16 protein-coding genes and 1 tRNA gene are annotated in these 21,699 nt (G+C 52.1%); 6 read left to right on the top strand and 11 right to left on the bottom strand.

The window, feature by feature from the left end; translation table 11 throughout:
• Window positions 1-553 precede the first annotated feature (553 nt).
• The 3 genes from PGS25_RS10350 (at window position 554) to PGS25_RS10340 (ending at window position 5,365) form a co-directional block, all read left to right on the top strand.
• Window positions 554-2,545, top strand: a complete 1,992-nt coding sequence (locus tag PGS25_RS10350; RefSeq protein ID WP_270418568.1) for a hypothetical protein — start codon at window positions 554-556, stop codon at window positions 2,543-2,545.
• 490 nt (window positions 2,546-3,035) lie between these two features.
• Window positions 3,036-4,586 (top strand): IS21 family transposase, encoded by a 1,551-nt coding sequence (gene istA / locus PGS25_RS10345; RefSeq protein WP_270418566.1) that lies wholly within the window; start codon window positions 3,036-3,038, stop codon window positions 4,584-4,586.
• The gene (locus tag PGS25_RS10340) at window positions 4,583-5,365 is read left to right on the top strand and encodes an ATP-binding protein (protein ID WP_270418564.1); all 783 of its coding nucleotides are present in this window, start codon (window positions 4,583-4,585) and stop codon (window positions 5,363-5,365) included. The genes istA and PGS25_RS10340 overlap by 4 nt, the downstream gene beginning before the upstream one ends.
• Before the next feature lie 509 nt (window positions 5,366-5,874).
• Here PGS25_RS10340 and PGS25_RS10335 read toward each other — a convergent pair.
• The 5 genes from PGS25_RS10335 to PGS25_RS10315 form a co-directional block, all read right to left on the bottom strand.
• Window positions 5,875-5,950, bottom strand: a tRNA-Met gene (locus PGS25_RS10335).
• Between the two features lie 99 nt (window positions 5,951-6,049).
• A complete protein-coding gene (locus PGS25_RS10330; protein WP_270418563.1) occupies window positions 6,050-7,576 on the bottom strand; it encodes a sensor histidine kinase in 1,527 nt (508 codons plus the stop codon).
• The gene (locus PGS25_RS10325) at window positions 7,573-8,253 is read right to left on the bottom strand and encodes a response regulator transcription factor (RefSeq protein WP_110435724.1); all 681 of its coding nucleotides are present in this window, start codon (window positions 8,251-8,253) and stop codon (window positions 7,573-7,575) included. The genes PGS25_RS10330 and PGS25_RS10325 overlap by 4 nt, the downstream gene beginning before the upstream one ends.
• 228 nt (window positions 8,254-8,481) lie before the next feature.
• On the bottom strand, window positions 8,482-12,165 hold the full coding sequence (locus PGS25_RS10320) for a M56 family metallopeptidase (protein ID WP_270418562.1): 3,684 nt from the start codon (window positions 12,163-12,165) through the stop codon (window positions 8,482-8,484).
• A gap of 12 nt (window positions 12,166-12,177) precedes the next feature.
• Window positions 12,178-12,549, bottom strand: a complete 372-nt coding sequence (locus PGS25_RS10315; protein WP_118360575.1) for a BlaI/MecI/CopY family transcriptional regulator — start codon at window positions 12,547-12,549, stop codon at window positions 12,178-12,180.
• Between the two features lie 960 nt (window positions 12,550-13,509).
• On the opposite strand from PGS25_RS10315, the gene PGS25_RS10310 reads away from it, so the two are divergent.
• From PGS25_RS10310 to PGS25_RS10300, 3 genes are read left to right on the top strand one after another with little or no spacing between them, the layout of a single operon-like run.
• Window positions 13,510-13,947 carry a hypothetical protein gene (locus PGS25_RS10310; RefSeq protein WP_270418561.1) on the top strand — a complete coding sequence of 146 codons (438 nt, stop codon included), beginning with the start codon at window positions 13,510-13,512 and terminating at the stop codon, window positions 13,945-13,947.
• A 6-nt stretch (window positions 13,948-13,953) separates the two neighbouring features.
• Entirely contained in the window at window positions 13,954-14,427 is a 474-nt protein-coding gene (locus tag PGS25_RS10305) for a ribonuclease domain-containing protein (protein ID WP_270418560.1), read from the top strand.
• Between the two features lie 26 nt (window positions 14,428-14,453).
• Complete coding sequence (locus PGS25_RS10300) at window positions 14,454-14,720, top strand: barstar family protein (RefSeq protein WP_158574361.1); 267 nt, start codon at window positions 14,454-14,456, stop codon at window positions 14,718-14,720.
• Window positions 14,721-15,042: 322 nt separating this feature from the next.
• On the opposite strand, the gene PGS25_RS10295 is transcribed toward PGS25_RS10300, so the two are convergent.
• The 6 genes from PGS25_RS10295 to PGS25_RS10270 form a co-directional block, all read right to left on the bottom strand.
• The gene (locus PGS25_RS10295) at window positions 15,043-15,891 is read right to left on the bottom strand and encodes a MetQ/NlpA family ABC transporter substrate-binding protein (RefSeq protein WP_270418558.1); all 849 of its coding nucleotides are present in this window, start codon (window positions 15,889-15,891) and stop codon (window positions 15,043-15,045) included.
• 70 nt (window positions 15,892-15,961) lie between these two features.
• On the bottom strand, window positions 15,962-16,615 hold the full coding sequence (locus tag PGS25_RS10290) for a methionine ABC transporter permease (protein WP_110435731.1): 654 nt from the start codon (window positions 16,613-16,615) through the stop codon (window positions 15,962-15,964).
• The gene (locus tag PGS25_RS10285) at window positions 16,602-17,627 is read right to left on the bottom strand and encodes a methionine ABC transporter ATP-binding protein (RefSeq protein WP_118564341.1); all 1,026 of its coding nucleotides are present in this window, start codon (window positions 17,625-17,627) and stop codon (window positions 16,602-16,604) included. Before PGS25_RS10285 ends, PGS25_RS10290 begins: the two co-directional genes overlap by 14 nt.
• Window positions 17,628-17,911: 284 nt before the next feature.
• The gene (locus PGS25_RS10280; RefSeq protein ID WP_270418555.1) at window positions 17,912-18,634 is read right to left on the bottom strand and encodes a lysozyme family protein; all 723 of its coding nucleotides are present in this window, start codon (window positions 18,632-18,634) and stop codon (window positions 17,912-17,914) included.
• Between the two features lie 208 nt (window positions 18,635-18,842).
• Window positions 18,843-19,964, bottom strand: coding sequence for an ABC transporter ATP-binding protein (locus tag PGS25_RS10275; protein ID WP_270418554.1), 1,122 nt, complete (start codon window positions 19,962-19,964; stop codon window positions 18,843-18,845).
• 716 nt (window positions 19,965-20,680) lie between these two features.
• Window positions 20,681-21,694, bottom strand: coding sequence for a FecCD family ABC transporter permease (locus PGS25_RS10270; protein ID WP_270418553.1), 1,014 nt, complete (start codon window positions 21,692-21,694; stop codon window positions 20,681-20,683).
• Window positions 21,695-21,699: the final 5 nt, after the last annotated feature.

Below are 21,699 nucleotides of genomic sequence, written 5' to 3'. Positions count from 1 at the left end.
ATAAAAACATTGCTCTTTTTATGGTATAGTGAATGCCAAATTATTCTTTTGTTTTCATTATAGCATCCGCCTACATTTTTTCAACTTTTCACAGGTTTATTCATAATATTTTTACATCTTTTCATCGAATTCGTTAATTTTTTGTAATGCAAAATTTATCTTTTATAAATTTTATACTCAATGTATTTTTCTTAGAAAAAGGAATTCAATCTCTCTGTCTCCAACTCTAAAGGCCGCTGGTTCGAATCCAGTCAGGCGTACAAAAGAGAAAACGAAAATTTGCAAAACTTTAGTGCTACTGTGAAAAGTGATAGCATATATCGGATACGCCGCTTAGCCGTTTGCCTCCTTATTTCAGTAGATGTAATCCCGGAGATGCCATAGCACCACCTCATGTTTTTCTTCTTTTTCTACCCTGATTTATGAGAGCTGATTGTATATAATTATGCAATTACTAATGGGTTTTCTCCCTAATATGGGAATAGTATTTTCAACGGTACTCTATATTGATGTGACTGAGAATCCATTGTATATAAAGGAGATTTGTGATAAAATGGGAGAAAACAGCGGAATGAGGATAGATATTATGAACCGGAATACTATTATAAGTTTAGCGATGCTCTACGCGCTTTGGCAATCAAATCGACAGGATTTACTGGATTTAATACGCCCATTTGTCCTTTATTCCGTGGGCAACACAACAAAAGTGGGCGATGAAATTAAGGTCACGCAAGTATGTAACTATATGGAGACCGAATTTGGATATAAGTCTATTCAAAAGGCTGTGGTTGATAGGATTTTATCAAGGGAAACATCATCGAAATTTTCAAAGAACAACCATCGTATAGAAAGAAGAAATAAGCGATTTGTATTGCTTAAATCACTTGGAGATTTAATTGACGATTTTTCCACTAAAAGAACGACCTGCAAAGGACATTCTGATTTAGTTACAAACGCACTGACCCGATTTCTAAATGAAAACCGAGCATATAACCGAACAAATTATACCCAAGCTGAATCTGAGCGATTTCTACTATCCTTTTTCGAGCGGCAAGGTGGATCCATTGTTCTTTCTGTCGATGATTTAAGACAGCTTAAGTCACAAAGTAATGAGATTGATTTTTTCATCGCCCGGTTTATATTAACTGAATACGAACATAAATCTGCTCTGTTTGATTATCTTGTCGAGTTGGTAAAAGGATATTTTGTCACTACCGCTTTATATTTGCAGGCCGAAAATCCAAACGCAACGACTGCATCATTTAGTGATGTAACATTCTTTTTAGATACGCGTTTGCTTTTGGCATATCTGGGATATAAGACTGAAGAAGAAAATAATAGCGTGCAAAAAATGGTAAAAAGTCTAAAGAAAAACGGCGCTAAACTTGCGTGCTTCCCTTATAATATCGACGAAGTTAATAGTATTTTAGAGGCATACAAACTTTCTACTGTTTCAAAGTTCAAGCGGCCCTCAACATTCACGCTTGAATACTTTGATGCACATGGATATTCATATACCTATGTCGCTTCCAATCAGAGAACATTTATACGACAACTTTGCGATGCTGGTATAGACACTATCTCGCCAAGCAATCTGTCTATCAGTAGTGCTGGATTGCTTGATGATAAAAGAATAACAGAAATACTTTTATCCATAAAATCCAATTATAATCAGAGTACACTACCAGATGATCTAACGGCAATAAATGCTGTTAGTCGAATGCGAAAAGGTCAGAAATATCCTTATATAGAAAAATGTAAGGCAGTATTTGTGACATCAAATTCTATATTAGTATCTGCAGTAAAAGAATATATCAAAGAATCTTCGACTGATGTCGGTTTTCCCCTTGCAATTACGGGTGAAGATTTGTGTGTTATGGCCTGGCTTAAAGATTTTGAGCAGAGTAATACTTTGCCACAAATGCGACTTCTAGAAAATGTTTTAGCTGCAATTACTCCTACCAAAGAACTGATGGATGCCTATTTTGGTCATTTAGATGATTTAGAGCGCCAAGGAATAATCGATGATGATGAAGCAGCATTGCTACGAGTCGATATATTTGCGAAACATGAACTAATGAATCTGACCTTTGGCGAACGCAATAACATCAGCAGGAGCGTCATTGATAAAATTCGCTCGAAGATCAGAGAAGAAAGTCTTCGAGCGGGTCATGATGAAGCTAGACGAAAACATGAAATCGAGGAACAAGCTCAAAAAAATAGAGTTTGTAAACAAGCTGAAGAGGAAATAGATAAAGAATTCAGCCAAAAAGAGCATCGATGGATATCGGTAATAAAGACTGTTTCCATTGTGATAGCACTAGCATTTATTGTAATATCATTCTATGTTGCTCTGCAACAGTCAGATAGTTCCGCAAAATATGTGATTTTCTTTCTGACTGCAATTACCACTTTTGAGGGTGCACTTCCGTTCTTTTCAAAAGAGTCCTATCCTATCAAGTTTTGCAAACGCTGCTTAAAAAGAAAGAAATTACGAGCGTTAGATGCCAGAAAAGAACACTACCTTGCACTTTTAGAAAAATAAAACTACACTTTGTATTCTAAATAGTTTGTGTGGCTATATCCGCATCTTTTTCGTTAACACAAGGCACAAGATAGCATCCCCTTGATATTTTAAGCGTAAAGCTTAGAATACTAAGAGGATGTCATTTTTTTGTTTTAAATTTTGTGTACAGAAAAAATATTTACGTGTTATTCTAGCGGCTGGGTAAATTTCAATTTCTTCTTATAATAGTTTAAGAGGAAAAATCAAAAAACACCCTTTTTGATTGTGAAGAATAAAACAATTTTTCTTGAAATTTCACGTGAATTTTCAAAGTAATAAAGAGACAGCTAGCCTTTTCTGCATTGAGAGAAAGAGAAATTGCATAAATCGCTACGAGAGCTCCATCTGCACGGAGTTTTAGCCCCACCTTGCCGGAGTTTTAGCTCCACTCAGCCGCATTAGAGCACCAAAGCCTTTATAATGAATATGCACGGCAACTGCTGTGACATATTTATCTGGAGGTTTTGAAATGACAGACTATTTAAAAATCCTACGACTGGACTATCTCGACTACAGTCAGCGGAGAATCGCAGACAGCGCACGCTGTTCACGCCATACTATTCGTAAGGTATTAGAGGTAGCAAGCAAAGCCAATATCCACTGGCCCCTCGACGAGGACATTACCAACGCCGAGCTGGTGCGAATTCTTTTTCCGGACAAATACCGGAAAATCAGCACTTACGTTGAACCCGATTATCCGTACATCCACCGTGAACTTGCCAAGCCCGGCGTTACGCTGACGCTCCTTTGGGAAGAATACTGCCGCAAATGTTATGAAGGCGGCCGCACACCGTATATGAGCACTCAGTTCGGTGACAAATACTGCAAATGGGCTCGCATTACCAAGGCAACCATGCGCATTCAGCATAAGCCGGGAGATGCAATCCAGGTTGACTGGGCCGGAGATACTGTCCCGGTATATGACTCGGCTACTGGCGCACAGAGTGCGGCTTATCTGTTTGTAGCGGTGCTCCCATGCAGCTGTTACGTCTATGCAGAAGCCTGCGACGACATGAAAACAGAGAACTGGCTAAACCGTCATGTTCATGCGTTCAACTATTTCGGCGGCGCGGCAAGGCTGCTCATTCCGGATAACTGCAAGACCGCAACTACGTCTAACACTCGATATGAAACGGTGCTGAACCGCAGTTATCAGGAACTTGCGGACTATTACAACACAGCTATTGTTTCTGCACGAGTACGTCGTCCAAAGGACAAGAGTTCGGCAGAGGCTTCTGTCCGTTTTGCTGAGACCTGGATTATTGCCGCACTGCGAGATCGTAAGTTTTTCTCCTTGCATGAAGTCAACGAAGCGGTTGCTGAGAAGCTCGAAGAATTGAATAGCCGCGAGTTCAAGCAGCGCCCCGGTACCCGCCGCAGCGCTTATCTTGAGGAAGAACAGGCGTATATGCTGCCGCTGCCCGCTGCACCGTTTGAAGCCGCTGTCTGGTCTATGGCAAAGGTTCCGAACGACTACCTGATTTCTGATGGCAAAAACAAATACTCCGTGCCCTATAATCTGATTGGTGAGAAGGTTGATATCCGCGTTACAAAAAACTTGGTGGAAGTTTATTATCATGGCAGCCGCGTTGCGAGCCACCGCCGTTTGCAGACAAAGCAGCGTGAACCGCTGATGAAGCTAGAGCATATGCCGCAGGAGCATCAGAGGTATCTGGCGTACAATGCAGAAGATTTCAAAACATGGGCAATGTCCGTTGGGCCGATGGCAGAAAAGGCAGTGTATCATTTCCTTGACTCTGGCAAAGCTCCTGAGCAGGGATACAAGGCGTGTGCAAGCTTGAAAAAGCTCGGTGACCGTTACGGCAGGAAACGTCTTGAAAACGCCTGCGGACGGGTTCTTGCGTTTACAACTACACCCTCTGTTCGCAATATCAGCAGTCTTTTGAAGAATGAGAAGGCCTTGCCTGACCTGCCGCAGCCGGAACAGCCGAAAAACATCAATCGTTACGGCATTACGCGCGGCGCTTCTTACTTCAAGAAGGGCGGTGAGCAGAAATGAACCAGCAGACGATAGACATGCTTACCGAGATGAAAATGACCGCCATGGCAGCTGAATTTGCAAACCAGATTCAGGACGCTTCATTCAATTTGCTTGGCTTTGAAGAGCGGCTGAGCATGCTTGTGACCGCGGAATGGAACCGCCGCCAGAATAACAAAGTGACCCGGTTAATGCGGAATGCCGAGTTTGGCATTCCTTCTGCCGTCATGGAAGAAATCGAGTACCATGAGGATCGCAAACTGGACAAGGCACAGCTTCTGCGGCTTGCTGCCTGCAACTACATTGATGAAGGCCACCACGTTGTACTGGAAGGCGCCTCCGGTAATGGCAAGACTTACATCGCTTGCGCGCTGGGTAATGCTGCGTGCAGGCGGATGAAAACGGTTCGCTATATCCGTATGCCAGAACTGCTGGATGAGTTGAATATCGCCCGCAGCAACGGCAGTCTGAAAAAGCTGATGAAGGCGTACAAGAAAGTGGAGCTGCTTATTCTTGACGAATGGCTGATCCGGCCTCTTACCTCGCAGGAGTCTTATGATCTGCTTGAAATTGCGGAGGCCCGCAGCAGCCGTTCTACGATCTTTTGTACACAGTACCAGCCCGAAGGCTGGTATACCCGGATTGATCCGGACCCAGAGTCTCAGAGCCCGATTTCTGAAGCAATCATGGACCGAATTATCCATAATTCGTATGAAATTCTGGTGGAAGGACGTGTCTCGATGCGCGAACGCAAGGGGCTTCGAGCAGCTTCTCTGAAGAACGATAAGACGGATGCATAACTAGTTCAGCAGAATGCAATAATATCCCAGTTTTCGAATGCGGAACAAATTAACCTGACAGCGTACCGGTCCTCCTAGTCCGGCGCGCTGTTATTCTTGGTGGGGCTTTAATCCGTGAAAGTGGAGCTGAAAGTCCGTGCAGATGGAGCTCTCACTCCGATTTATGCAACCATTATAGACGATCGTGGATTTTGCTGTCGTTAGTCTATATCACGAGTAAAAAATGATGTATTATCCTTTTTATTCCATTTATTATCATTTTATCAATTAATTAGTTTTCTTCTTATTTTTTAATATAATTTATAATTTTACCGTTTAAAATACTATTATATTTTACTTTTTCGCAAATATGTAACAAGTAAAAAATGATTAAACAATACCCTTTTTCTTACTTGTTTCTCTCTCCGCATATAGCTTTCCACTTTTGAGGTTTCCTGCCCGGAGGTTTTCTAAGTGCTCTGAAAAATACAAAAAAAACGCTGATTTCTTACGAAATCAGCGGTTAAACATGGTTGCGGGGACAGGACTTGAACCTGCGGCCTCCGGGTTATGAGCCCGACGAGCTACCAACTGCTCTACCCCGCGATATAGATTTTATCGCAGCTCTCTTTCAGAGTGCTTATATACTATACCATAGGATAGCACAGTTGTCAAGCATAATTTTCAATTTTCTATTCGACAAATTCAGTCTTTTATCTTGCTGTCCTCCGCGGGCAGCAGATCCGGCAGCTCAAACCAGAAGCAGATACCGCCTTCGACGTTCTCTGCGCCGCAGGCGCCGTGCAGGGTATCCGCGATGGCGCGGACAAGCGACAGACCGATGCCGGTGCCGCCGGCCTCTCGGGTGCGGGCGCGGTCGGTGCGGTAGAATTTCTCCCAGATCTTCGGCAGCTCCTCCTCCGGCAGACCATCGCCTTCATTGAACACGGACAGGCGCACGCTGTTGCCGGTTTTTGCGGCCGAAATCTCAATATGCTTTCCCTCAGGCGTGTAGCGGATAGCGTTGGACAGGTAATTCATCAGCACCTGATCGAGCAGATCGCCGTCCGTGCGGACCGTAATATGCGCGTTCTCATATTCCACGGTCAAACCTCGATTTTCACACAAAACAGCGGTTTTGCGCACCGCTTCCGCACAAAGTGCATGCAGATCAATATCCTCGTCGAACGTCTGCTCTGCACCCAGCTCCAACCGCGACAGACTGAGCAGCTGCATGACCAGCTTGTTCATGTGGTCGGCCTCATCGGCGATGGTATCACAGTAGAACTTGCGGTCCTCGGGGTCATCGGCCACGCCAGCCGTCAGGCCCTCGGCATAGCCCTGAATAAGCGCGATCGGCGTTTTCAGCTCATGCGACACGTTCACGATGAACTCCTGCCGCATATTGTCGATACGCTCCTTCTCCTCGATCTCCTGTGCCAGCTGATCGTTGGACTCCTTCAGCTCACCGATTGCCTGCTCCAAATACGCAGACAGGCGGTTGAGCGACTGTCCCAGCTGGTCAATCTCATCGCCGTCCCCCTTGCCGGTGTACTGCATAGAGAAATCCAGCTCACTCATCCGGTCGGCCAGTCCCGCCATTTGAATAAGCGGGCGCGTAAACTGACGCGAGATAACATAGCCGCACCCCAGACAAATCAACAGCGCACAGCCGCCGGCAATCAGCAGAAACACCAGATTCAGCGAAGAATTCTGTTCGATATACGCATAGGGCATATATGCGATCAGATATTCACCGTGTTCCGCATTCAGCACGCCGATCAGACACAAATACTGATCATTATCGCGCAGACTGATCGTCATAAAGCGGTATTCGTTTTTACCCAAATCTACCCAGTCACGATTCTGGACCACGGACGCCAGCACCGCAAAGCTGCGGAACTTCTGCTCCATGTGCCCAAAATCAAACCCTACGTCCCCCTCCTGCATGGCAGACGAGGTAATCACATCGCCGTTATCGGTCACCACTGCCAGACGAATGGCACTGCGGCTCTCATAGCTGTCCAACAGTGCGGCAACATCCGAGGAATCAGTCGCGTAGCTGGTACAGATGCTGCCGTAGGCATCACGCAGCTCGCTCCGGCGTGTCATCATATAGTAATCCTGATAGAAAAAAACGTTGAGCAGCACAAGAATACCGATAAACACCAGCGCGATAATGCTGATCGCAGCAAAAAACGTAAACCGGATTGACCGATGCTTCAGCTTCATACCTCAAAGCGGTAACCGTAGCCGCGCACGGTTTCGATCATGGTGCCGCACTCGCCGAGCTTGGCGCGCAGCTTTTTAACGTGCGTATCCACGGTACGCAGGTCGCCGAAGTAATCGTAACCCCAGACTGCATTGAGGATACTCTCACGCGACAGCGCAATCGCACGATTGTTCTTGAAGTAGATAAGCAGCTCGTACTCCTTGGGGGTCAGGTCGATCGGCTTGTTCTCCACCATGACCTCACGGCGCAGCTCATTGACCGACAGCTTGCCAAGCTGTTCGAGCGGTGCACCGGCACGGCCTTCTCGTTTGAGCAGTGTGCGCACGCGGGCCGCCAGCACGATCGGCGAGAACGGCTTGGTGACGTAATCGTCCGCACCGCCTTCCAGACCGCGCACCTGGTCCGCGTCCTCGGCACGGGCGGTGAGCAGCATAACCGGCAGGTGGGTTTCGCCGTGCTCCTGCTCGCGCAGCTCCCGCAGGACTTCAAAGCCGTCCATTCCCGGCATCATCACATCCAGAATGGCCATATCCAGTCCCGGACGGCGGTTCTCCAGAATATTCAGCGCTTCCTTGCCATCGGCGGCCTCGACGATGGTATGACCGTCCCGCTTGAGAAAGTCGCTGACCAGACGACGGATACGCGCCTCATCGTCTGCGATTAAAATAGTAGACAATATAATTCCACCTTACATTCTTATAATACCGCAAGTATACCGCCGGTGTTTGTTCGTTGTGTGAACAAAATCATGGGTTTTCAATTTTTGTTGAACGGGAGGTTGCTGCTTGAGAAGCGAACGGGTCTTGCCTACCCTACTGCTGCACATATCGGCTACTCAACGCAAAGGGCGGCGTAACAGCGCCGCCCAGAGGTTTTATTGGTTATTATGCTCAGCACCGCCGGATTAGGCTGTATACAACTCATAGCTATACGGAATCCACAGTGCGGGCAGGCTGCTGTCGGCTGTTGCCTTGTGCATGGTCAGCTTGACGTATTTGCCGTTTTCTTTACCGGTATTCGGGTCGGTAAAACGATAAGTTATTGACGCAAATTCGTTATTTTCGCCGTAAATCTGCTCGGAATCGCTGTCGAACCTGCCGTATTTATCGTTCAGGCCGAGGAAAGCTCGTGCTCCCTGTTCGGGTGTCTGGTCGCTTTGCAGGGTTTGCTGTATCGTTTTCTGCTCACTGTCGGAGTAAAGCGTAAACTCGAGTCTACTGCACAGCAAATCAAACTGCTCTGCGGTCAATCCCTTTGCAGAATCGGCCAGATGCTCCACCGTTGTCGGTTCGGTATTGGTAATATCCTTGAAAGTCACCCTATCAGCGGCATAGACCTTATACTGTGCTTCGGTTGTCCAGTCGATACGGCTGACATAGACCTCACAGGAATTATTATCCGTATTCACGGCAACCTGATACGGCTGGTCATGCTGTGCGCCCATATGCAGGACCGCATAATGTGCACCGAGACTTGTCAGCAGCTGCGCACGGCGAACAGTACCGTCCTTATCCGTCAGGTCGTCGAGTGCAAAATCATCCGCGGTGATATTCTGCGCGGCAGTGAGCATTTCCTTGTACTTGGCGGCAATCTCCTGATTGGACGGGTCATACTGCACATCGGATACATATTCGAGCAGATACGTCAAGCCGTCCTTCTGCGCAAGCTCCTTAGCCGGAACCGGATAATTCTCCGTCCAGTTATCGCCGTATGCACTATGCAGAACAGCAGTCGCATCCGCGCGTAATGTCATAATTACACCGTCCTCGGTCGAGTCGCGGCTGTCATCGCCCATGGCATTCTTCATGCCGAACAGAATACTGTCGTCCTCCGGATTGCGCTTGGCGTAGCCGTTATCAACGAAGGACTGCGGCAGCTTGAGACTGTAATTCAGCGAATCGTTGTAGTAATCCGTTGAGGTAATATCGCTGTCCTCGTTCTCGTCCGCACTGTCGCTCCCGCTTGTATACACCGCCGTTGCCTTATGCTGAATATGGCTTGCGTCCGTGTATTCCAGCGTGACAGCATGGTAGAACGGATAGCTGATGGTACTCGAGAGCATTTCGCCAAGGCTCGTCGGCACGGTATAGACCCAGCCATCGCCGGATTTCTGCAGCGTGGTCTGCTCGTCGATCACACCGAACTTCGAGCCGTCCTCCCAGTTCACCAGCCGATTAGTGATTTCCACACCGCCGACCGGCTCGGTCTCAAATGTGAAGGTGATGGTATCGCCAACCTGCAACAGCGGTGTATCACCGCTCATAATAGCATCCAACGCATTGACACCGGCGTACAGCTTCTCTTTTCCGCTCTGCACTGTGATGTCCTCGGTAATACCGATTGGCTGCCAGTAACCTGCGTCTGTCTGCTCCATGACTACATAAGCCGGCGCGAGATTATCTCCAAATGTCAGCTTGACCTGTGCAAGCTGTGTGCCGTCCGCGCTGTCACCCTGCCAGAGCGTATTGGTATCCTGCAAAAGCATCAAATAGGAGTCGCCGTGCAGCGCCATGCCGAAATACTGCATAGCCGCCTGTGCCGGATCGGCGTAGCCTCTTATCATCTGCGTATCCATGCTGTCGATGTACTGCGGCACGGTCGGCCACGACAGACCGGTCGCATAGTACGTCCGGAACAATTCGCTCTGCATCGTGCTGTCCGTACTGAGTTCGAGGATATCGCCGATCACCGAGCTGTTTTTGTTCTCGCTGATGGTCTGCACGATGTACGCCGAGCGAACATCGTCCGGTGCGCTACTCGTGTATCGGAATACGACCGTGTAGTCCTGCTCGTCGTCGGTGGGTACAAGCACGAAATCCGTTGCAGATGGCGAGGACGGACCGTATTTCCACGTCCACTGCTCGCCACCGGTCATAGCCATCTGCTGCGCGATAAGGTCTTTCTGACCGTCCGGCGTCAAAATCGGGAAAATATACTGCGCACTCTTGTGCAGCACACCGCGGGCATACTGCTGCGCGAGGTCCGCCGCGGTGCGGGAGCGAACGCCGCTGCCGTCCGTCCAGTCCTGCGGCAGCCAGCCCTGACCGAACTGGTTGACCATCGTGACAACAACCTTGCTGTTATCCTTAAACGTGAAAGTTACCTTGCGGATGTCGTTGTACGGTGCGGATTCTTCGTCGCTGCCCTCAACCTGACTGGCCGCCGGGAAAATACCGAGCAGCACTTCTGCTGCATTTACTGGGTCGCTGATATTGTAGCCGTTTGTGATTTTCCACTGGTTACTGTCCGAGAGAAAATCCGGCAGACCGAGGTCATTCTCATACAACAGCTTAAATTCATCCAGAGAAGTCACGCGGCCGTTTTCCGGCACAATTTCGCTGTTCGATACGGCCCACTCTCCATCCTGTTTTGCAAAGGTCAGCTTTTGTACCACACGTCCGGGAATGGTTTCGCCCGGATTATCGCTGAACTCTCTATCCGTGATCAAATAGGTGTCTTTCCCGTCCAGTTTGACCGTATAACCGAGATTTTCCGCCTCATTCGCCTGTTTTTGTGCCAGCTGTATACGCAGCTCTTTCGTTAGACCCTTATCGTTATCACCGACCGCGATCGTGCAGCTAAGCGAACCGACCAGTAGCGCGATCATCACAACGAGCGCGACACCGCGTTTTTTGACCGACTTGTCAAACAGTCCCTCAAACCGGCGCATGAGCGTCTTTTTGTCATCACCGAAGCAGGATACCAAAGCCTTTCTCTTTTGCGCCTGCGCGATAGCCGACCGCAGGATGGTCTCGCCGTAGGCTCGGCGGTACGCGCCATCGTGTCCGCGAACAACCGCATCGTCGCACGCCGCCTCAATATCCTCCTGCGCGAATCGCGCGATCAGATGCACCAGTGGATTGAACCAGTGCAGACAGCGTGCCGCCAGAAGCAGCAGCTTGAGCCACAGATCGCCATGCTTGTAATGCGTCAGCTCGTGGCGGAAAATGAACGCCGCGTCCGTCCGGGAAATGTGCTCATCCGGCAGATACAGCGTCGGATGGATAAATCCTGCCAGCATTGGGCAATCCGCCGCCGCAGATACCCGCAGTGGGATTTCCCGGTCAATAACCAGATCGGCGCACTGCTCCTGCAAAATCGTGTGCAAATCCGCGCGTTCGACCGAACGGGACTTACCTTTCAGGCTGCGTATCAGCCGGTAATAGCCAATCCCCTGCCAGAGTACGCAGGCAATCACGCCTGTCAGCCACAGCGTCAGCAGAATGTCGGTAATATCCACGGTCTTGACCGTGCCGGTATCTGCCGCGCTGAGCGTTTGCGCCTGCGTGCCCGTCACCCATCGGGTTGGGTTCTGCACAACCGGAAGTCCGGCTTGCCGGAACGCCGTCTGGTCGCTCTGCACCACATAGCTGGTGCGCGGCATGACCTGCACCGGCGCCTGCGGCAGTGTCAGCTGCACCGGAACGAGCAGCCGCAGCGCGAGAATCGCCCACACCACACATACCATACGGGCCGGATAGCGTTTTTTCATCAGCCGCCGCAGAATGAGCGGCACGAGCGCCGCCAACGATACGGTCAGGCCGATCTGCATCAGATTGTTGAGCAGTTTTTCCGAGAATTGCAGCATAAGATCCCCTCCTTAGTGCGCCTGTCTGTCGAGGAACGCGCGCAGCTCGTCGATGTCCTGCTCGGTCAGCGCGCCCGCATCCGACAGACTCGCGACCAGATTTTTCACCGAGCCGCCGCACAGCCGGCGCAGAAAACCGACGCTCTCGCGCTGACGGTAGTCCTCCTCGCTGACGAGCGGCGTGTACAGGTTTTGCCGTCCCTCCTTCGTGCAGGAAAGAAATCCCTTGTCGCACAGGCGGGACAGGAACGTGAGCACGCTGGTCATTTTCCAATCCTTATCCGCGTGCTGCTGCACCTCGGCCGCCGTGACCTGTGTGCCCAGAGACCAGATGGTCTGCATGACCTCCAGCTCCGCATCGGGCAATCGCTTGTCGTTTCGCATAGTCTAACCCTCCTTCTATTCTACAAATGTAAAACACCTTTTATTGCTTATATTCTACAATAGTAGAAGATGGTTGTCAATCCTTATTGCACAAATTCCCACAAAGTGCGCTGACATATACAAATTGTTTACATTTTGTAATTTTTATTGCGTTGACAGTGCTGTTTTTTTAGGATATGCTTTAATTAGATGCGTTTGATTTATCAATTCGGCACGGATTTTTCTACACCGGCTGAGCGGGGTATGCGAACTGCCGCAGGCGGGTTCGCCCTATCCGGGCGGCAGTCTTTTTTCTGCACCGGCTGACCGGGGTATGCGAACTGCGTAAGCGTGTTCGCCCCTAACGGGCGGGAGGTTTTTCGCTGAGGTTCAGCGAGGGATTCGCCGCCGCTGCGGCGGGAACGTCGCGGCACCCGCCGCGGGGGCAAAAAGGAAGGACAACCTGCGGTTTTCCTTCCTCTTTGAACTCCTACCTTTCCCTTGTTAGATAGTCTGGCGAAAATCGGAGAGCGGCGACCGCTCCGAAACAGGAGAACGACAGTCGGGTTACCACTGCGTTTGTTTCGTGAAATGTTCGCAGTTCACAGATAACGTACTGCTACACAGGTCGGAGGGTCAACGCAGGCGCGACACAAGGTGAAACCACATATGTAGCAGAACGGTATCCGGCACTGCGTATAGGTTTCGACATGGGAGCACACTGTGCTCCTCTACGGTAGAAAAATCCTCTGCCGTTCCCCTATCTCGCAGCGGTCACATGTCGGTAATCTGCACCAGACCCTCCCAAAAGGAAGTGGGAGTTAAGAGGGTAGAAACCTTGGTGTCTACCCTCTTGCCCCGCCGCGGGGCGCGGCGAACTCCCGCGCTCCGCAGAGCGCAGCTCCCCGCTTGATTTCAGGCGAAAACCCGCCGTTCACAACCAGAAAAAGTTTACAGAAAACCCAAAGGAGTTAATTTTCCATGCGAAAAACCGTTTCGCTCGTATTGGCCATCTGCGGCACGCTGCTGCTTCTGTTGCTGTTCGCCACCGGACGTTTGATCTATATCCACGTTTACAGCCAGGACTTTTCCGACATCGCGGAAACCGGACCGCAATCCACCATCACCCTCACGGAGAACAACGTGGAGGTACCGCAGACCGATGACAACCAGAAAACCGCCATCATACAGCTTCTCAGTGAGCAGACCTACACCGCCTATCCGCACTTTATCAAGCCCAGCCAGAACAAGCTGACTGCCAACCGCCTGACCGTGACCTTCCAGAACGGCAACTCGATCGGCGTGAACACAGACGGCTATGTGTTCGTCAACGGCAAGCTGCGCGCCATCAAGAGCGGTGACGGACGCAATCTGTACCACGATCTGTTCGTGCTGTTCTATCCTACGGCGAAGGAGTAACAGCATATGAAAAAATTAACCGCTTTATGGCTGTCCCTGCTGCTGGCGTTCGGCACGCTGACCGGCTGCGCCGGTCAAATCGGCATCATCGGCGGTGCGGACGGACCGACCGTCATTGTCACCTCGGACATCGCTTCCGCTGTTTCCGTCACCGAGGATGGGCAGTATGACAGCAAGGACGAGGTTGCCGCCTATCTGACCGAATATGGGCACCTGCCCTCCAACTACATCACGAAAAAGCAGGCACAGGCACTCGGCTGGCAGGGCGGCTCGCTCGAGCCGTATGCACCCGGCTGCTCGATCGGCGGCGACCGGTTCGGCAACTACGAAGGCACCCTGCCGGACGGCAGCTATCACGAGTGCGACCTCAACACCCGCGGAGCCGACAAGCGCGGCGCGGAACGGCTGGTCTACGCGGATGACGGCCGAATCTACTACACCGCCGACCACTATGAAACATTTGAAGAAATCACAGAATAACAATTCAAATTTCGGGGGAAATGAGAATGAAAGAACTGCTTTTGGACGCGGAAACGCTGTACACGCGCGAGCAGCTGCACGATGTGCTGACCAAGGTGTGCGGCTTCCCTGCCGACTACGGTCGCAATCTGGACGCACTGTACGACCTGCTGACCGCCTATCCGGCGGCGCGGCTCACGCTGCGGCACCCGGAGATGCTGGTCGTACATCTCGGCAATTACGGCGAGCTGGTGCTCCGCGTGCTGGCGGACGCGGCCGCCGAAAATCCGGCGTTTACGCTCAATGTACAGTAACAGACAAAACAAAAACCGAGGCATCCGCCTCGGTTTTCTTTTTATTCCGGCTTGCTTGCAAGCCGCACCCGCATGGCAGGATTTCGTCCAGAAATCCGAGCCATTGGCTCCGCCGCAGCGGACAGCGCGTAAGCGCGCATATAATAGAAAAAGGCGGTCTATGCCGCCTCTTTTCATAAAATCCCGCGACATGTGCGTGGGATTTTATACAAGTAAGGGATTCTGTGTGCCCGCAAAGCGGGCGCGCAGAATCCCGCCCCAGACATGTCCGAGCTATTGCTCGGCATGTCCTCCTCGATCACGAGCGTGGTCGTGATCGAAGTTAGAATACGGTTACGACTGCACCCTTATAGGTTTCGTCAACGTAGTTCTTAACGTCGTCGCTCTGCAGCGCCTTCTTGAGCGCCTGAATCTTGTCGCTGTTCTCCTCACCGGAACGGCAAGCAACTACGTTTACATAGACCTTAGCGTAGTCCGGATTCTCGGTGATGAGGGAGTCCTCAGAGGCGTTCAGGTCTGCCTGCAGTGCATAGTTGCCATTGATAACAGCAAGGTCAACGTCTGCCAGAGAACGCGGCAGCTGCTCAGCGGCGATCTCCTGAATGTCCAGGTTCTTCGGGTTCTCGGTGATATCCAGCTTGGTAGCGTCAGAGGTCGGGTCAATGCCGTCCTTCAACTTGATCAGACCGGCATCCTGCAGCAGAAGCAGTGCGCGGGTCTCGTTGGAGCCGTCGTTCGGGATGGCAATAGAAGCGCCGTCCTTCAGTTCCTCGATGGAAGCGGTCTTGCCGGCGTAAATGCCGAACGGCTCGTAGTGCATATCGAATGCAGAAACCAGATCCGTGCCGTTCTCCTTGTTGAAGTTGTTCAGGTACGGGGTGTGCTGGAAGTAGTTTGCATCCAGATCACCGTCAACCAGTGCGGTGTTCGGCTGCACATAGTCGGTGAACTCAACAACATTCAGGGTGTAGCCCTCAGCCTCGAGTGCATCCTTTGCCGCATTCAGGATTTCAGCGTGCGGAGTCGGGGTTGCGCCAACGGTGATCGTCTTGTCGTCGCCTGCTGCGCTGCTGTTGTCAGCTGCAGCGCTGTCGGTCTTGCTGCCGCCGCAAGCGGTCAGTGCGGTCAGGCACAGGGCGCCTGCCAGAATTGCTGCGATTGTCTTCTTCATGGGAATTCGCTCCTTTTCTGATATATATCATTTTTAATGATAACAAAATAAAATTGAGAATGAAAAACGATTATCTGTTTCTCTTATCCAGATGGTGTGCAAGGCGCATGCCGACCTCCTGGAAAATCTGAACAACGATAACGATGATGATAACCGCTACCAGCATGATCGGGAAATTATAGCGGTTATAGCCGTAGTTTACGGCTACGGTACCCAGACCGCCGCCGCCGATAAAGCCTGCCATTGCGGAATAGCCGAGGATGGTAACGACCGAAATCGCGCCGCCGACCATCAGGGACGGCTTTGCCTCCGGCACGAGCACCTTCCACACGATCTGCCACGGGCTTGCACCCATGGACTGTGCGGCTTCGATCACACCGAACGGCACCTCCTTGATGGAGGACTCGACCATGCGGGCTACATACGGTGCTGCCGCAAAGGTCAGCGGAACAATCATCGCGGTGGTGCCGATGGCCTTGCCGACGATCGCGCGCGTAATCGGCGTAATCATAACGGCAAGAATCAGGAACGGGATAGAGCGCAGGATATTGACAACCACGCCCAGAACCGTGTTGACGATCGGCATCGGACGAATGCCGCCCTTATCGGTAACAACCAGCGTCAGACCGAGCGGCAGACCGATCGCATACGAGATAACGGTCGAAACAATGACCATATACAGGGTTTCCCAAAGGCTCTGCGCCCAAACATTAAACGGAAGCATAATCGGCTACCTCCTCTGCGTGTACGTTCTGGGTTTCGAGGTACGCCAGTGCGCGTTTTGCCGCGCGTTCGTCCTCGGGAAGCTGCAGGATCATCTGACCGTAAGCCTTGCCATCCATGTTCTTGGTGTCCGCGAACATAATATTTACCGGCGCCTTGCACTCGAGCACCATGTTGGAGATCACCGGCTCGAACGACGAATTGCCGTCAAACACAATGCGGCAGTACCGCTTGCCGGTCGCAAGAGAATTGCGCTTGCCGTCCGGATAGATAAGCTGCTTGGCCATTGCGGATTTCGGTCGGGTGAACACCTCGTCCACCGTGCCAACCTCGGCAATACGGCTGGAATCAATAATCGCAACTCTCTGGCAGATTTCCTCGATGACCGCCATCTCATGCGTGATAACGATGATGGTGATGCCGAGCGTCTTGTTGATCTCCTTGAGCAGCGCGAGAATGGAGCGCGTTGTCGTCGGGTCGAGTGCGCTTGTCGCCTCGTCGCACAGCAGGATTTTCGGGTTGGTCGCAAGTGCTCGTGCAATCGCCACACGCTGCTGCTGACCGCCGGACAACTGGCTCGGATAGTTATCCGCTCGGTCTGACAGACCGACGATCTCGAGCAGCTCACGCGCCCGTTTTTCCGCATCTGCTTTGCTCGTTCCCGCAATCTCCAGCGGAAAACAGATATTCTGCAGTGCGGTTCTCTGCTGCAGCAGGTTGAACTGCTGGAAGATCATACCCATCGACCGGCGAGCCTCGAGCAGCTGCTTTTTGCTCAGTCTGCCGAGTTCCTCTCCGTCCACCGTTACCGTGCCCTCGGTGGGCTTCTCCAAAAAGTTGATACAGCGTACCAGTGTGGACTTGCCTGCGCCCGAAAGACCGATAATGCCGAAAATCTCGCCGCGATAGATATCAAGGTCGATACCGTTCAGCGCAACTACCGTTCCGGCTCTGCCGCGAAAGGTCTTGTTCAGGCCCTGAATCCGGACGATCACATCCTGTGCCACATTCATTCCTCCTTACATTTTCAAAAGAAAAGCGGAAAGCAGGTTTCTGCTTTCCGCCCGTTTTCTGTATCAGCCGCATGAAAAGCGGCCCGCCTATGCGTTTCAGCCTTACGGCTGCTTCGCAGAAAAACGAGCAGAACCACACATCATGCACATTTCCATTCGAACTGCACGCACTGTGATTTCCTCCTTTTCCTACGGTTTTATAAATAATCTAAGCTGTGGGATAAGTATAGCTTTTTGCAGACGATTTGTCAAGTAGTTTTGTCCAAACAGAACACAAAATACGATCACTCGATCAAATACTGCTTAACCAGACGGGCATAGAACATATTGCCGTAGGCATAGCGCCAGCCACCGTTTTCCTTCACCGCCATCGGATTGTCGTACTGGACAGTGTTGCCGCCGGACTGCTCCTCCGCGAACTTTTCCGCCAACTCGGTGCTGTAAACGCCGTTGAACTTGGCTGCGTAATCGAGAAAACCGCTGCCGTAATTATACGCCTGAATGATGCAGTCCAGATCACAGTCCAGCGATTTGCCCTTACGCAGCAGGTGTGCAAAATAGGTGCATCCCTGCCGGATCGAGCTCTCCTCCTCGAGTGAATCGTTCGGCAGACCCGCGCTGCCGGAGGACTGCATGATATCGGTCAGCTTGCCGCCGCTCTCCACCTGCATGATGGCCAGCAGTACATCCGTGTACTCCGGAATGCTGTTCTGTTCGGCGTATTTCTGCACCACCGGCTGATAGTACATAACCGACTGATAGACATTCACTGCCTTGGCTACCTGCTTGACCTCCTCGGTCGCGCTCGTGCCGGAATTGCCGGTATCACCGTCCGCGCCGCTCTGCTGCGGTGTGCTGATCAAATGCCGAAAGGCGAAAATAAGCACAACGAGCAGGACTGCCAGCCCGAGCAGTGCAAACTGCCGACGGCGTGCCCGCTGTCTGCGGCGCACTTCCGCCTCAGGCAGACAGCGTCTGACCGTTTTCTGCGTTCTTACCGGCTGCATATGCCGCGTACTGCGATGTGCATGGGCGGATTTCCGCCGATAGCTGCCTCTGTTATGTCGTTTTTGTTGCTTTCTTGCCATGTTATCGCTTTCCTGTGACAAAGTGGTTGTCTCTCACCGGTGACCGGGCGAAACCTTCCCTGTCACCATTGGCATTATTGGCTATTTTACCACAACATTGCGTTTTGAGCAACATTTCAGGCGATTATCATGTAATATCTTCCAATTCCGATTTACTCCGCAGCAGCCCCTCCTGCTGTGCCCAGTCGCGCAGCACGCGGTTTTTTTCGTTGACCGGACCAAACAAATCCAGACAGCAGACCGCATTTCCGCACTGTCGTACAAGCGCCTGCGCACGCGCGTAAGCGTCCTCGCCGATTGGCTGATACGCCCGCTCGGTGACGGTCTCGACCGCCAGAGCACGAGCCGTCGGCAGCTCTACATCGTTCTCCGGCAGAACGCCTGCCGCGAATGGAATGCCGCGCCGCTGCAGTCTGCGGTACAGTGCCGTTCCGCTTCCGCCGCCGCCGATAACGAACACGCGCGGCTCGCCTGTCACCCGCTCGAGCTCCAGACTGCCGAACTGCTCGTTATAAGTGCCGCGCTCGAGGTCATACAGGGTGCGGATGTAATCGCCGGTGAATACCTGCTCCGGCGTACCGCAGCGCTCAATTCTGCCGTTGTGAACGCAGATGAGCCGATCGGACAGCTTCTGCGCCAGATCAATCTCATGTAGCGAGAGAATGACCGCCACCTGCTTTTCGCACACCAGCTGCTTGAGCACGGTCAGCAGTTCCAGCTTGTAGCGAATGTCGAGGAAGGAGGTGGGTTCATCGAGCACAATGACCTCCGGCTCCTGGCAGATGGCGCGGGCCAGCAGCACACGCTGCCGCTGTCCATCGCTGATGCAGGAAAAATCGCGGTCGGCAAGTTCATCCGCGCCGACAAGCGCAAGCGCCTCGTCCACCTTGACGCGGTCCTCGTCACTGAGCAGACCCAGCCGTCCGGTGTACGGATAGCGGCCTGCGGCCGCCACATCCCAGCAAGTCATCAACTCCGGCCGCACATGCTCGGTGAGCAGCACGGACATCGTGCGCGCAAGATCACGCTCGGGCAGGGTCTGCAGCGATTTGCCGTCCAGATACACCGTACCGCCGATGAGCGCCAGCTGACGAATGAGGCTTTTGAGGATGGTCGATTTACCCGAGCCGTTCGGACCGATGAGCGTTAAAATCTCACCGCGGTGAACACTCAGGGCGATGTCGCGGATGAGCGGCACACCGCGGTAGCCGACGGTCATTTCTTTTGTTTCGACAAAAGGATGGGACATTTTGTACCTTCTTCTTTAACATGATTGCTTACGAAGCAAGAGAATCTTGCCTACCCGGCAGGGGCGCCGTTCCCACAGCGAAGGGCATAAGGGTGGACACCAAGGTTTCCACCCTTATGAATCCCGTTTCCTTTTGGGATAGCACGGCGAAATTTGCAGAGCTGAGACTCGCAAAGGAACGGTAGTCGGGTTACTCTTTCGTGCCTTTCTCCGCCTTTTCGCAGTTCACAGATAACATACTGCTACACATGCGGGTTCATCTACGCTGGGTGCGGCACAAGGTGAATTGCCCGAAGGGCAAGAGAGGGTCCCCTGGGGGATGACAGTGCCGCACAACTCGTTAGCGCGTTATGATAGGCAGGGCCTACACAGGATAAATGGTATCAAACGAGAAATTCGCAGGTGCCTTCTGGTATAACGTGCAAACGGGTTGCGCGACACGGTTATGTCGCGCCTGCGGAGACTAAACTGCCTGTGTAGCAGCAAGGAATCTGGCACTGCGAATATGTTACGACATGGGAGCACACTGTGCTCCCCTACGATAGGAAAAATCGTCTGCCGTTCCCCCTTTTCGAAGCGGTCGCCGGTCTCTGATATGCGCCAGACTATCTAACAATAGGAAACTGGAGTTCCAAGAGGATAGAAACCTTGGTGTCTATCCTTTTGGTCCCCAAGCCAAGGGTTGGCTCCCACTCCCTCTGCGTGAGGACGCAGACTCACCCTCTGGAGGACTTCCGATGCACCATAATATAAATGACGACCGGTGCACCAAACAGGGCGGTCACGGTGCTGATACTCAGCTCCGTCGGTGCAAACACCGTCCGCGCGATGAGATCGCACAGCAGACAGAATCCCGCACCGCCGAGAAAGCACGCCGGTATCATCAGGATCGGCTTTGCCGTGCCGAACAGGCTTTTCGCAAGATGCGGAACCGCGATGCCGACGAACGAGATCGGCCCGGCAAACGCCGCTACACACGCCGAGAGCACGCTCGACAGCAGGATCAGCACCACGCGGAACGCGGTGATGTTGACGCCCATACTGCGGGCATACCCCTCTCCGAGCTGGTACGCACCGATCGGCTTGGACAGCAGGAACACGCTCACGAGCGACACCAGCACCACCGGCGTCATCACGCGGATATTATCCCAGGAAATGCCCGAAAAGCTGCCCATCGACCAGTTATGCAGGTTGACAATATTGGAATCCTCGGCAAAGGTAATGACGAAATCCGTCACCGCTGAGCAGATATAGCCGATCATCACGCCGCTCACGACCAGCAGCGGCATCTGCCGCACGCGCTGCGCGATGAGCAGCACAAAGCCCATCGAGAGCATAGCTCCCGCAAAGGCAGCTGTTATCATGACAGCAGAGCCGAGCACGCGTCCGCAGGACAGCGCGCCGATCATCGTCAGCGCGACCGTCAGCTTGGCGCCCGAGGAAATACCCAGCACGAACGGTCCCGCGATCGGGTTGGCGAAAAAGGTCTGCAGCAGAAAGCCGGAGACCGACAGCGCACCGCCGAGCAGAATGGCCGCGAAGATACGCGGCAGGCGAATCTCCCACACGATGACCGCATTGTCGCCGCTGTGCGTCAGCAGAATCTGCGCGACCTCTCGCACTGACAGGTGCAGGCTGCCCGAGTTGACATTCCACACGAACAGCACGGCCAGCAGTGCCAGCAGCATGGCAAACGCGCCCGCATAACGCATTTTAGGCTGCGGTTTCATGGGAA

The organism is Butyricicoccus sp. AM78-15b2TA, from assembly GCF_027665985.1.
Classification (GTDB): domain Bacteria; phylum Bacillota; class Clostridia; order Oscillospirales; family Butyricicoccaceae; genus Agathobaculum; species Agathobaculum butyriciproducens.
This window is presented reverse-complemented; position numbering and strand designations above follow the sequence as displayed.